Origin of the sequence: Psychrilyobacter piezotolerans, assembly GCF_003391055.1 — a bacterium.
Taxonomy (GTDB): Bacteria; Fusobacteriota; Fusobacteriia; order Fusobacteriales; family Fusobacteriaceae; genus Psychrilyobacter; species Psychrilyobacter piezotolerans.
Genome location: NZ_QUAJ01000010.1, coordinates 84999 through 97227, shown reverse-complemented (window position 1 = coordinate 97227; position 12229 = coordinate 84999). Strand labels below are relative to the sequence as shown.

15 protein-coding genes are annotated in these 12229 nt (G+C 34.9%); 8 read left to right on the top strand and 7 right to left on the bottom strand.

Annotated features, from left to right (window positions below; genetic code table 11):
• The 7 genes from DYH56_RS07330 to DYH56_RS07300 form a co-directional block, all read right to left on the bottom strand.
• Window positions 1-763, bottom strand: a 763-nt coding sequence (locus tag DYH56_RS07330; protein WP_116649066.1) for an SLC13 family permease, incomplete at its 3' end; no start/stop codon positions are given.
• 26 nt (window positions 764-789) lie between these two features.
• Window positions 790-1713 carry a PTS sugar transporter subunit IIA gene (locus DYH56_RS07325; RefSeq protein WP_114642217.1) on the bottom strand — a complete coding sequence of 308 codons (924 nt, stop codon included), beginning with the start codon at window positions 1711-1713 and terminating at the stop codon, window positions 790-792.
• A 240-nt stretch (window positions 1714-1953) separates the two neighbouring features.
• Window positions 1954-2823, bottom strand: a complete 870-nt coding sequence (locus DYH56_RS07320; protein WP_114642216.1) for a YitT family protein — start codon at window positions 2821-2823, stop codon at window positions 1954-1956.
• Between the two features lie 79 nt (window positions 2824-2902).
• Window positions 2903-3943 carry a sugar phosphate isomerase/epimerase family protein gene (locus DYH56_RS07315; RefSeq protein WP_114642215.1) on the bottom strand — a complete coding sequence of 347 codons (1041 nt, stop codon included), beginning with the start codon at window positions 3941-3943 and terminating at the stop codon, window positions 2903-2905.
• Between the two features lie 103 nt (window positions 3944-4046).
• Window positions 4047-5345: an MFS transporter gene (locus tag DYH56_RS07310; protein ID WP_114642214.1), complete on the bottom strand. Its 1299-nt coding sequence runs from the start codon at window positions 5343-5345 to the stop codon at window positions 4047-4049.
• A gap of 230 nt (window positions 5346-5575) precedes the next feature.
• Window positions 5576-6346: a DeoR/GlpR family DNA-binding transcription regulator gene (locus tag DYH56_RS07305; protein ID WP_233500009.1), complete on the bottom strand. Its 771-nt coding sequence runs from the start codon at window positions 6344-6346 to the stop codon at window positions 5576-5578.
• Between the two features lie 7 nt (window positions 6347-6353).
• Window positions 6354-7688 carry an alanine/glycine:cation symporter family protein gene (locus DYH56_RS07300; RefSeq protein ID WP_233500008.1) on the bottom strand — a complete coding sequence of 445 codons (1335 nt, stop codon included), beginning with the start codon at window positions 7686-7688 and terminating at the stop codon, window positions 6354-6356.
• 282 nt (window positions 7689-7970) lie between these two features.
• Between DYH56_RS07300 and hpt (DYH56_RS07295) the strand changes: the two genes are divergently transcribed.
• The 8 genes from hpt (DYH56_RS07295) (at window position 7971) to trmD (ending at window position 12161) form a co-directional block, all read left to right on the top strand.
• On the top strand, window positions 7971-8534 hold the full coding sequence (hpt, locus tag DYH56_RS07295) for a hypoxanthine phosphoribosyltransferase (RefSeq protein ID WP_233500007.1): 564 nt from the start codon (window positions 7971-7973) through the stop codon (window positions 8532-8534).
• A gap of 14 nt (window positions 8535-8548) precedes the next feature.
• Entirely contained in the window at window positions 8549-9082 is a 534-nt protein-coding gene (hpt, locus tag DYH56_RS07290) for a hypoxanthine phosphoribosyltransferase (protein WP_114642211.1), read from the top strand.
• Window positions 9083-9108: 26 nt separating this feature from the next.
• Window positions 9109-9903, top strand: a complete 795-nt coding sequence (rsmA, locus tag DYH56_RS07285; RefSeq protein ID WP_114642210.1) for a 16S rRNA (adenine(1518)-N(6)/adenine(1519)-N(6))-dimethyltransferase RsmA — start codon at window positions 9109-9111, stop codon at window positions 9901-9903.
• Window positions 9904-9992: 89 nt separating this feature from the next.
• The gene (locus DYH56_RS07280; RefSeq protein ID WP_114642209.1) at window positions 9993-10235 is read left to right on the top strand and encodes a DUF4911 domain-containing protein; all 243 of its coding nucleotides are present in this window, start codon (window positions 9993-9995) and stop codon (window positions 10233-10235) included.
• Between the two features lie 9 nt (window positions 10236-10244).
• Window positions 10245-10649, top strand: coding sequence for an acyl-CoA thioesterase (locus DYH56_RS07275; RefSeq protein WP_114642208.1), 405 nt, complete (start codon window positions 10245-10247; stop codon window positions 10647-10649).
• A 43-nt stretch (window positions 10650-10692) separates the two neighbouring features.
• Window positions 10693-10932 carry a KH domain-containing protein gene (locus tag DYH56_RS07270; RefSeq protein ID WP_028856129.1) on the top strand — a complete coding sequence of 80 codons (240 nt, stop codon included), beginning with the start codon at window positions 10693-10695 and terminating at the stop codon, window positions 10930-10932.
• Between the two features lie 15 nt (window positions 10933-10947).
• Complete coding sequence (rimM, locus tag DYH56_RS07265) at window positions 10948-11451, top strand: ribosome maturation factor RimM (protein ID WP_114642207.1); 504 nt, start codon at window positions 10948-10950, stop codon at window positions 11449-11451.
• On the top strand, window positions 11448-12161 hold the full coding sequence (trmD, locus tag DYH56_RS07260; RefSeq protein ID WP_114642206.1) for a tRNA (guanosine(37)-N1)-methyltransferase TrmD: 714 nt from the start codon (window positions 11448-11450) through the stop codon (window positions 12159-12161). The genes rimM and trmD overlap by 4 nt, the downstream gene beginning before the upstream one ends.
• Window positions 12162-12229 lie beyond the last annotated feature (68 nt).

The following is a 12229-nucleotide window of genomic DNA, read 5'->3' as shown; positions in this document are numbered from 1 at the left end:
CACTGAGAGCCATTATAGCCAGTCCCTTATCGATGAAGTTATTCATCAAAAATCCAAAGATTACCAGGGCAAATATAGTAGCAGATTCCTGTAATAATCTTATGTTTTTTAAGGATCTGGATGCATCGAGTTCCATGACCCTGGCTTTTAGATCTCTGGAGACAACCATCTTTCTGCCGTACATAAAATAGACTGTAATTATTAATATAATCAGTGAAATAATGGCTATTGGAGCTGTATTGATTAAAAAATCATTGAAACCTATCTTACCCTCTGCTCCTATTATCAGCTGGGTAGGATCCCCGATCAATGTAGCTAATCCCCCTATGTTGGCCGACATAATGAGGGTCATGATGTATACGAAGGGGTCAACTTTCAGCTGGTTTGCCAGTAAGATAGATACCGGTGCCATGAGTAAGATAGTGGTTACATTGTCCAAAAATGCTGAACAGACTGCAGTTATTACTGCCAGAAGTACCAGTAAGGGAAAGGGTTCTCCCTTTACTAATTGTGCTACCTTTACTGCTAAATACTGGAAGACTCCTGTTTCGGAGATAAAATGAACGATGATCATCATCCCTACCAGCAGGAGTATTATTTCCAGTCTGGAGCCGATGGCATGGAGTGCTTCGTGTTCATTTATGATTCCCACAAGTGCCATGGACAGCCCCCCTAAAAGAGTGGCTATGGGACCTGGGACTTTTTCTGTTATTATCAAATAAAATGTCGTTATAAATATGATTAAACCTATTGCTAATTGCATCTTTCTTTCCTCCTAAATACCTAAACTTATATATGTAAAACTTTTTTGATTATATGTGATCTCAAGATAGTTCCGTAATATTTACCATTTTCAACTACATATATCCTGGTAAATCCTTTATTTACCATGAGCAGGCATATTTCCATTATAGGAGTTTTTCTGTCTACAACTGTTGTTTTTTTTCTGTAAATATCCTGAATTCTGGCTGTTTTTTCATTTTTTAGATATTCCTCAAAGGGTTCCCCTATGGTGAAAAAATCCAAGTCATCCATTACCGAGGTGTAGTCCGGCATACCAAAGGAGATAAGCTCCCTTTCGGTCATCTCTCCCAGGAAATTTCCGTTGTCATCCACTACCGGAAATCCCGGTTTTTCCTCTGTGATAAGCCTTCTGGCTATATCGTCCAGGGTATCATAGGGGCTCACCGGTTTTATTGTGGGGTCCATAACATCTTCAGCTGTGATCTTGTTTTCAATCTTTACATTGATATCACTTAAAAGATCATAGACTTCGGCCGGGCTCTTGGCATTTTTTAGTTTTTCCAACAGGACCTTATCTTTCATGGCTATCTTAGTGATAGAAGACATGATCTTTAAGATAACCTTACTCTTTAAAGTTTCGGCTGTGATCATAAAGAATATTTTTACCAGATCTTTATTTCTCAGATCTGCCATATCACATTCTATGGGCTCCTTCATGATACCTATAGAGATGAGGATATCGTCATATCCATCCACCCTGGCATGAGGTATAGCAATCCCGCTCCCCATAGCAGTAGAAACCTCAGCTTCCCTTGCGAAAACCGATTTTCTGATTAAATCCACAGATTCGTGAAATGTTTTGTCGTATTTAGCCGTATTATCTATCATTTGACCGATGATATCTTCCTTGGTATCTCCTTCTAAATTCAGATAGATACACTTAGGATTCAGGTAACTTGATAATTTCATATATAACCTCCAAATTGTTATTCAAAATCTAATTTTAGATTTTCCAGCCATTATCTTTTCCCAACTTTTCTTTAATGTTTGCCGGGACACAGATTGGGCAGGATTTTTTCTTGCATTTTATTATACAACGCAAGGTCCTATAAATGGAAATAGTTTTTTTAATTACCTTAGCTAAGGTATGGGAACTCCCTTAAGAAAACCTTTTTTTTAAGACAAGAGCCGCTCCTACCCTCCAAATTATTATTCAATATCTAATTCTAATTTTTCCAATCCATTATCCTTTCCCCAGGCTGAAATGATTGGAACAAAATTTATAAAGGCATCTATATCTATTTTACTTATAAAATCTTTTATCAGCATGGCTTCCCTCAAGGAACAAATTGAAATGATTTTTTCTCTTTTTTCTTCACTATGATTTCCTTTAAGGAACCCGATACTGTATCTTCTATGGATTTTATCTATCAGAAATTTTTCAATCTCCTCTTTTTTATCACTTATAATAACCACTTTTACCAGTGATGATCCAAATCCAAATAAAACCACATTTATAGATTTACTGTATACCGTTTGAATGATGATAGCGTATAATACAGCAGTTTTCCCGAAAACAAAACTGGATATAAGCAGGATAAATATGTCTATACAGAGCATTACTTGACTTATCCCTATAAATGGAAATATTTTTTTTTGAATTACCTTAGCTAAGGTATCTGAACTGCCTTGGGAAAACCCTTTTTTTAAGACAAGACCTGTTCCTACTCCCATAAAAACTCCATAATATATGCAGATTAATAATTTATCTGGGGTATCACTCAAAAAATTAAAACTGAAATTATTCATGAGCATTAAAATTAAAGGATAGGTTGTAGAAAGAAGAATTATCTTCCCGGCTTCTTTGTTTCCTAAGAAAATCTTGGCGGAAGAAAGTATTATAAGACAGATAAAATAATATATATAGGTGTAGTTTATAGATATTAACTTACCTATAGTCAATGAGAGTCCTGTTATTCCGCCAACAGTGAGATTGTTAGGCTTTAATATGCAGGTAATGGCAAAGGCCTGAATAAAACAGCCTAAATATACTGTAAGATAATCTACTTTATTTTTCATAATTGCTCCTAAGGTGAAAAACTAGAGGGGGACCCCCTCTAGTTTCAGTATTATTTATCTCTTAAATTGATTTGCGATTCTAGTCTCTACAGTATTTATCTCTTAGACTTTTTAGATATTTAACCCCTGTTCTAACACCTTCCATCTGTTTTACGATTAACTCTTCCAATAGTTCTTCTGAAACTTCATGGGGATAGTAATATTGAAGGGGTTTAATAAAGTCGTAATCAAATAATTGTTTTTCAACCTTAAAAGCTCCTTCACCTACTTTAAAGACTCCGCCCGTACCGGGACTTCTTTTAAACTGTGCACAATATGGATAACACATCTCTAAGTTGATTCTTTTAAGATCTGATTTTTCTACCATTATCTTAAAAACTGCATCCAGGTCAATATTTCCTTCACCGGCAGGGACACCACAAACTACATGTCCATATTTATCACTGGGATCTTCAATTATTATATGGTCTTTGAAGTGTGTTGTTAATGTATATGGAGCCATATTTTCGGCAGCCTGAACAGGTTCTTCCCAGACCATCATAGAATTCCCGAAGTCATAGTGTAACCCTACCCATTGAGAGTTGACTTTTTTCACTACATCCACCAATTCTTCCGATGTTTCATATTCATGGTTTTCCAGTGCGATTTTAATTCTATATTTTTCCAATAATGGAATCAATTTTTTTACCTTTTCTACCCCTTCATCAAAGCATTTAGTATCAAAATCCTGTCTGATTTTTGCAGGATCATATGCTCCTTCAGATCCGCTTTCTACCTCATTTCTTACGTTAGATACGATGGGAATATAGGTTCTGATGATATCAGCACCCAATAGATGTGATACTTCTATCACTTCTTTTAAGTGATCGTATTCTAAGTTTTTTGTGTCGATCTCCACATACATATTGTATTTGTTGATAAGTGCCTTAACTTTCTTTAAATGTTCTGGATCAACACTTCCCAATGTTCCCCAGTTGGGGTCTAAATTATAATCTGGAACGATATTTATTTGAACACCATCCAACCCTAATTCATGTGTAAATTCTATAAATTTAAATATATCCATCCTTCCGTGCTGGAATGAAAGGTGACAGCTTTCTGTTTCTAATCCTAATCTCATTTGTTCCTCCTAAATTTATGTTAATATTATATTTGTGCACTTCTTACAGGTCTTTTAAAATAAGAATTTGCCCGCCATAGGCAGGCAAATTTTACTTTTTCTTTTAACCGGCTTTGTTTTGTTTTTTAATCATTCCGATAAGTATAGTTGTTATTATTATTCCTAAAACAGCAAATCCGATCATGGTAGTGAATACCATTCTGTAACCTGCTATACCCGGATGAGCATCCAACATACTTCCATATAGGGAATATGCAAACATCGATGGTGAGTATCCGAAGATGCAGGCTATAGACATTGCAGCTCCACTTATATGTTTAGGTACTTGGATTTCATTGATAGGTGCAAAGAATACAGCTCTCATGGTGAATATAATTGCTCCGAATCCTAATGTAGCTGCCATTCCCGGATATAATCCCATTTTTGAATGAGGTAACATTATAAATACTGCCATAGATATTGCTGCTACAAGAAGAGCAACTCTTAGATATTTACTTGCTGATTTAAATTTCTTGTCCACAAGAAATCCCCCGACAGGTCCACCGATCATCTTCAGTCCATATTGATTTATGATACCATATGCTCCTAATAATGTAACAGGCATCCCATAGATATCTCTTAAAAATGGAATAAAGTATGTCAATCCACAATATACTGAGTATACAGAAAATATTGTAAATGATACAACCCAAATTTCTTTGGTTTTTATAGCTTCCATAACACCTTTCATAGCTACTACATTTTTATTGACCTTATTTCCGTTTTCATCCTTATCTACTACAATATCATCTTCAATTAAGAAGTATGAAATAATTCCTACGATTATAACCGCTGCTGAATAAAATAAGATAGATCCTTTTAGTGCTCCTGCTGATTTTCCCATTAATGCAAAGATTCCAAGGGCTGAGAATGCGATAATAACGTCTACAACTCCTCTACCAGCTTCTAAAAATCCAAACATTCTTCCCTGCTCTTCGTCATTTCCTAATAATCTCACCGCTTTTAGGAGAACCGGCCAATATGTTACTTCACCAAAGAATGCAAATAATCCCCAACACGCTAAGATTCCATAATAACTTGGGAATGTTGATAGATATACTCCAACTATTCCTATCCCAACCAGCGATAGAGGGATCAATGTTCTTTTGGAGAATCTATCTGAAATATAGATAGATCCTACATTACCAATTGTTTGAACCAGACCGTAAACTGACATGGCTGCACCTATCTGCGTGTGGCTTAAATGCATAAATTCTTGCATAGGCACATAAAACGCATCTTTTAATGATGAAAGCTTATATATTGTCCCCCCTCCAATAACTAAAATGATAAATGTGAACCACTTTTTAAAATTTTCACTCTTTGCTGCCGAATTCCCTAATGCTATACCTTTTCCTGCCATTTTTCCTCCCTTTATTTCTATTTTCGTTTGAACGTTTAGATTATATTACACTTTTTGTGGATTTGCAAGCTTTTTTATGGTTTTTTATGGTTTTTTATGTTTTTTTGTGGGAAAAATGAATAGGGGGTGTGGACTTTAGAAAGAGAAAGGTTTAAATTTTTTAGGGAAAATATATTACAGTAGTTGATTTAATAGTACAGAAAATAAAAAAGAGATAGTTTTCACTACCTCTAATTTTTTATCTCTATTCCGTTTTTTAAATATTTTTTTTTCATGTTTTTATCTAATTTGGAATCTGTTATTATAAAATTAATATCCTCTAAATCACATATTTTTATCAGGGAATTATTTCCTATTTTGCTGGAAACTGCTAAGATTATAACTTCGTTTGCAATCTCTATAAACTTTTTTTGCAGCTGGACCTCTTCCTCCAAAAAATCTGTAACTCCTCTTTTTAGAGAAACTCCTCCTACACTGATGAAGGATTTATTTACCGAAAATTTGTCCAAAGCATTGACTGTATTTTCACCCAAAAAAGAAAATTCCCTTTTATTGTATATTCCCCCTACCAATATAAGGTTTATCCCCTCTTTTTGAACTAATTCATTGGCTATCAACAGGGAATTTGTTATGACGGTCAGGTTGTTGTACTTAACTTTTAACAGTTTTGCGATCTCTATATTTGTAGTGCTTCCATTTAAAGCTATCGTTTCCCCTTCACCTATATATTCTAAAGCTTTAGATGCAACAGCCTGTTTTTCTTCTCTACTTTCATCTTCTCTCAATGTATAGGGAAGGTTGTCTACTTTATTTGTTTTGGCTACAGCTCCTCCATGAACTTTTTTTAGCAGACCTTGTTTTTCTAGATTTTCCAGATCTCTTCTGATGGTTTCCAAGGATACTTCCAATTTTTTAACTAACTTAGAAGATTTTACACTTCCTTCTAAATCCAAAATACTTAGGATTTTACCATATCTTTCGTTTGCTAGCAACGTTATCACCTCTTTGTTATATATTTATGTAGTTTTTTGAGAAATCTTTAACTGATTTTTTGACCTGTATACTGAGTAAAAGTATAGCTAAAAGATTAGGAATTATCATTATTCCTAGTATAGTATCTTGAATATACCATACTAAACGTAAACTGACAAGGGAGCCTATTAAGCTAAAAAATACAAAAATAAATTTAAAATATTCAGCTCTTTTTTTATCCAATATAAAGGTAAGGGTCACATCTCCAAAATACCACTGGGCCAGGATAGAAGAAAAACCAAACAATATCATACTTATTCCTATTATATATCTAAATATAGGATGGATGGATTCAAAGGCTCTCATAACCATTAAAGCCGGTGAAATATCTACTTTATATATACCGGTAGTTATTATTACAAATGAAGTCATTGAACACATTACAATGGTATCTATAAATACCTCTACAATACCAAACAAACCCTGCCTGGAAGGGTGATCGGTGATAGCTGTTGAATGCAATACAGGAGCAGAACCCTCCCCTGCTTCGTTGGAATAAAGACCTCTGGCTATCCCGAATCTCATAGCTGTTCTGATAGAATACCCTGCTACTCCGCCGCCAATCGAGTCAAAATTAAAGGCAGATCTGAATATCACGGCAATTGCCGGGATGATATTATGAAAATTGGTAATAATGATTGCTAAACTCCCTAAAAAATATATTAAAGCCATAATTGGGACTATTTTAGTAGATACAAACCCTAATCTTTTGACTCCTCCGACTATTACTAAGCTCACTAAAACTACCATGATTATCCCGGAAACTAAAGGTTTAATATGGAAAATATCTTTTGCTACCAAAGCAATGGCATTGGATTGAATCAATGCCCCGCCGCTTATTTGGAGGAACATTAAAATGGCAAAAAGAACTCCTGTTTTTTTCATATTCAAACCCTTGGAAAGATAATACATAGGTCCGCCTACAAAACTACCGTCTTTTAATTTTTCCCTGTATATCATACCTAACACAATTTCTGCATATTTTGTAGCCATACCTAATATTCCGGCCAGCCACATCCAAAAAACAGCTCCCGGACCACCTAATACAATAGCTGTAGCCACTCCTACAATATTTCCATTTCCTATACAGCTGCTAAGAGCTGTACACAGAGCTTCGTAGGGAGAAAGCGTCCCTTCACCCTTTGTACTGTCTGATTTTCTGCTGTCCCAAACTTCTCTCATAGATAGTTTAAACCATCTAAATTGAATGAAGCCGGTGAAAACGGTAAAATACAGGCCTACCAATAATAATGTTGCTAAAAGCCAGTTTCCCCAAATTAAATTGGATAAGGTCTTAAATAATTCTTCCATATATAACAATTCTTTACCTCCACATTCTTTTTATTTTTCTCAAATAATAACATTTTTTTCCAAGTTTTTCAACATTTTTATGCTGGTTTTATGTGTTTTTGTGTGTGTTTTGCTTTGTATGTTGTAAAAAAGTACGTTAAAGTCGCTACAGAATGAATGGCTATCTATAACAAGAATTACAATAAAATAAGGAAGTATTTTATTTTAAAATATAACATTGAAAAAAAACAAGAATTAATGGTAAAATATGGGGTAAATTATTAATCTTAGGAGGAAATAAAATTGAATAAAAAGCCTTGGGATAAAGGAATTGCAACAAAAATGCTTACAGAGGAACAGATCGCTGCAAGAGTGGCCGAGTTAGGAGCTCAAATCACAAAAGATTTTAAAGATGTAGAGGAAGATATAATCGTAGTATGTTTATTAAAGGGATCGATTATATTTATGGCAGACCTTTGTAGAAAAATTGAATTACCACTAAAGATGGATTTTATGACTGTATCTAGTTATGGAAATGAATTTGTATCAACGAGAGAAGTAAAAATCAAGAAGGATTTAGATGAAAATATCATGGGGAAACATGTAATCGTGGTAGAGGATATTATCGATTCAGGAAACACATTGAAGACTGTATTAAAGATGCTGGGGCATAGAGGACCTAAGTCGGTATCATTATGTACACTTTTAAATAAGCCTTCTAGAAGGGAAGTTGAGATCGATGTACAATATATTGGTTTTGAAATAGAGGATGAGTTTGTATTGGGTTATGGATTAGACTATATGCAGGAATATAGAAACATCCCTTACGTAGGTATCATGGGGAATTTAGACGAATTAGAAGACTAAGGAGATAAAAAAGAATGAAATATTCAGTAGATGTAATGATCTCAAAGAAAGAGATTGCAGAAAAAGTAGCAGAATTAGGGGCTAGAATAAATAAAAAGTATGAAAACAGTGAAGAGTTAGTATTGATTGCTCTTTTACGTGGATCGGTAATATTTATGGCTGACCTTGCCCGTGAACTAAAATTAGAGAATGTGAGACTGGACTTTATGACTGTATCCAGTTATGGGGATTCTATGACTTCTTCTAGAGATGTAAAGATAAAAAAAGATATAGAGGACTGTATCCAAGGTAAAGATGTACTTATTGTAGAAGATCTGATAGATACAGGATTTACTCTGAGTAAAGTTGTTGAGATTTTGAAGATCAGAGAACCAAAATCCCTCAGTATTTGTACACTTTTAGACAAACCGGCTAGAAGAGAAGCCAATGTTGAGGTAGAATTTTCTGGATTCCAGATCCCAGATGAATTTGTAGTGGGATATGGGATAGATTATGCTGAAAAACATAGAGAACTTCCATTTATCGGAAAAGTAATTATAGAAAAATAAGGTATAAAAAAAAAGGCAGGTAAAAGATGGGATTTAAACATAAAAAAAAATACGGGCAAAACTTTTTGACCAATGCAGGACAGGTTTTAAATAGAATTATAGAAGTTTCAGATGTAAATGCGAAAGACGCTATAGTGGAGATAGGACCTGGTGAGGGAGCGCTTACAGAACTGTTGCTGGAGCATGGGAAAAAAGTTACGTGTATGGAGATCGATACAGATCTGGAAAAGATACTCAGAAAGAAATTTGATACCAACCCCAAGTTTACACTGCTTATGGGAGACGTATTAGAGGTGGACTTTCAGGAGAAAATAGGAGAACCTATAAAGGTGGTAGCGAATATCCCTTACTATATCACTTCTCCAATTATTCATAAATTAATAGAAAATAGAAATATTATAAGTGAAATTTATATAATGGTACAAAAAGAAGTAGCTCAAAGGATATGTGCAAAATCAGGAAGTGAGAGAAGTGTTCTTACTCTGTCTGTTGAATATTATGGTGATGCAGAGTACCTATTCACTATTCCAAAGGAAGATTTCACACCGGTACCTAAGATTGATTCGGCATTTATGTCGATTAAACTTCGTGCTGACAACAAGTATGAAAAGTTAGTAGATGAAGCTACATTTTTTAAATATGTAAAGGCAGCTTTTGCTACCAAGAGAAAAAATATACTGAATAACCTGTCTAACCTGGGATTTAGCAAGGCAGAGTTAAAAGAAAAATTAGCTGCCATAGGTATAGAGGGAAACAGAAGAGCTGAATCTATAACTATCGATGAATATATGGAAGTTATCAGAGTCTTAGAAGCAAAATAATAATAAAAAATTAAGAATGGGGTAAATCTCCATTCTGAATTTTTTATTAATGGGTAAAAGATCGCCATAGGCGTAAGGGAGGTAAAATTATGATGAGAAGTTACGAGTTTTTCATTCAGACTGAAAGAAAACATATAGATTTTATAAATAAAGTAATGGAAGCCTATGAAGGGCTGGGAATAGTCAGAACTTTAGATGCTAAGTTAGGAACGATAAAGATTATATCTACTGAATTCTACGCTGATGAAGTAAGAGGTGTTGTAGAAGATTTAGATGCAAGCGGAGTATATGCTAAGATAACCTATGAGGGACCTTGGAAGGGCGTTTTATAGGAGGCAATAATGGAAAAAAGTTGTCATACGATAGATCACAGAGTTTACTACAATGAAACCGACCAGATGGGACGGGTATATCACTCCAACTATGTTATCTGGATGGAAAAAGGAAGAACTGAATTTATCAGAGATAAAAACCTCTCCTATAAATCTTTGGAAGCAGAGGGGATATTTCTTCCGGTCTCAGATATAGATATAAAATTTTTAAAGGCCATAGAATACGATATGGAGATAAAGATAAAAACTATCTTAATGGATATAAACAGAATTAAAGTGAAATTCAGGTATGAATTTTATGATAGTGATATGCAGACTCTCTTTGGGATTGGAAACACCACAAATATCTTTGTAGATGGTGACGGGGTCCCAAAAAGAGTCGGTAAAGAATTGGTGGAAAAAATAAGAAGTTAACTCTTCCTCCTTGAGAGGAAAGAGTGATATAAAGGAGGAAAAAATGGAAAAATTAGAAGCACTATTAAAATATATAGTTTCAGAAATGGTAAAAACACAAGATGCAATAGACATAACATATGAGGAAAAGAAAGATCTTATTGTATTTAAAATAAGAGTAGCTGATGGTGAATTAGGAAAAGTAATAGGTAAAAACGGTCTGACTGCCAACGCTATCAGAGGTGTAATGCAGGCAGCAGCAGTAAAAGATAAATTAAACGTAAACGTAGAATTTTTAGATTAATTAGGAGGTAAGAACATGGAATTAATTTCAGTTGGAAAAATTTCAGGAACTCACCATCTAATGGGAACAGTTAAGGTTTCTTCAAACTTTGAAGACCTGAGTGTAATAGTGGGATCTAAGGTAATTATAAAAAATACCAGTGGAATGAGCAGAATACTTACAGTAACAAATATAAAAAAAATAAGCCCTAAAAGATTAGCCTTTGATTTTGAGGAGATAACTAATAAAACAGAAGGGACTGCTCTATCTGGATATTCTATCTATGTGAGAAAAGATATCTTAGGATTGGAAGAGGATGAATATTATGCCTCTGACATCATTGGGATGATGGCTGTCACTGTAGAAGGGGAAGAGTTAGGAGAAATTACTGATTTGATGGAAACAGCAGGTCATGATATCTATATAATTGGTAAGGGAAAGGAAGAAATTATGGTTCCTTCAGTGGATGAATTTGTAAAAGACATCGATTTTGAAAAAAGGGTAGTTACCTTTGATCTGATAGAGGGAATGAGACCATGAAAATAAATATTTTGACTCTTTTTCCTGCTATGTTTGCCGGGTTTAAAAGTGAAAGTATAATAAAAAGAGCTATAAACAGCGGGTCACTGGAGATAAATATAATAGACATAAGAGATTATACTACAGATAAACACAATACTGCCGATGACACTCCATTTGGCGGAGGAGCAGGGATGGTATTAAAGGCTGAGCCTATATTTAGAGCACTGGAAAATACCTCTGGAAAGGTTATCTATACCTCTCCCCAGGGTGTGACCCTCCATCAAAATTTATCCAATGAGCTCAGTTCGGAAGAGGAAATAACCATAATAGCCGGCCATTATGAAGGGATAGATGAAAGGGTTATAGAGGAAAAAGTAGATTTAGAGATTTCCATCGGGGACTTTGTGCTGACTGGAGGAGAGCTGCCAGCCATGGTTATAGCTGATTCCATAGCCAGACTCCTGCCCGGTGTGATAAAAAAAGATTCCTATGAACAGGATTCATTTTACAATGGTCTGTTGGATCATCCCCACTATACCCGTCCGGCAGAATTTGACGGATTGAAAGTCCCGGAAATACTGCTTTCCGGACACCATAAAAATATAGAGTTGTGGAGAAAGAAGGAAAGTCTCAAAAGAACCTATCTGAGAAGGCCTGATCTGTTGGAAGGCCGTGAATTTACAAAGGAAGAAAAAAAGCTGTTAAAAGAGATCGTGGACGAACTTTAGAAACCACCCTCTTCCTTTTTATGATTTTCTCCCTGAATAGGGAGAGACCAAAGTAAGATTTTGAGGCA

Bases quoted from the DNA above. Each gene is read 5' to 3' on its own strand.
- DYH56_RS07325 (WP_114642217.1), bottom strand. From the start codon at position 1,713: ATGAAATTATCAAGTTACCTGAATCCTAAGTGTATCTATCTGAATTTA.
- DYH56_RS07320 (WP_114642216.1), bottom strand. From the start codon at position 2,823: ATGAAAAATAAAGTAGATTATCTTACAGTATATTTAGGCTGTTTTATT.
- DYH56_RS07315 (WP_114642215.1), bottom strand. From the start codon at position 3,943: ATGAGATTAGGATTAGAAACAGAAAGCTGTCACCTTTCATTCCAGCAC.
- DYH56_RS07310 (WP_114642214.1), bottom strand. From the start codon at position 5,345: ATGGCAGGAAAAGGTATAGCATTAGGGAATTCGGCAGCAAAGAGTGAA.
- DYH56_RS07300 (WP_233500008.1), bottom strand. From the start codon at position 7,688: ATGGAAGAATTATTTAAGACCTTATCCAATTTAATTTGGGGAAACTGG.
- hpt (WP_114642211.1), top strand. From the start codon at position 8,549: ATGAAATATTCAGTAGATGTAATGATCTCAAAGAAAGAGATTGCAGAA.
- rsmA (WP_114642210.1), top strand. From the start codon at position 9,109: ATGGGATTTAAACATAAAAAAAAATACGGGCAAAACTTTTTGACCAAT.
- DYH56_RS07280 (WP_114642209.1), top strand. From the start codon at position 9,993: ATGATGAGAAGTTACGAGTTTTTCATTCAGACTGAAAGAAAACATATA.
- DYH56_RS07275 (WP_114642208.1), top strand. From the start codon at position 10,245: ATGGAAAAAAGTTGTCATACGATAGATCACAGAGTTTACTACAATGAA.
- DYH56_RS07270 (WP_028856129.1), top strand. From the start codon at position 10,693: ATGGAAAAATTAGAAGCACTATTAAAATATATAGTTTCAGAAATGGTA.
- rimM (WP_114642207.1), top strand. From the start codon at position 10,948: ATGGAATTAATTTCAGTTGGAAAAATTTCAGGAACTCACCATCTAATG.
- trmD (WP_114642206.1), top strand. From the start codon at position 11,448: ATGAAAATAAATATTTTGACTCTTTTTCCTGCTATGTTTGCCGGGTTT.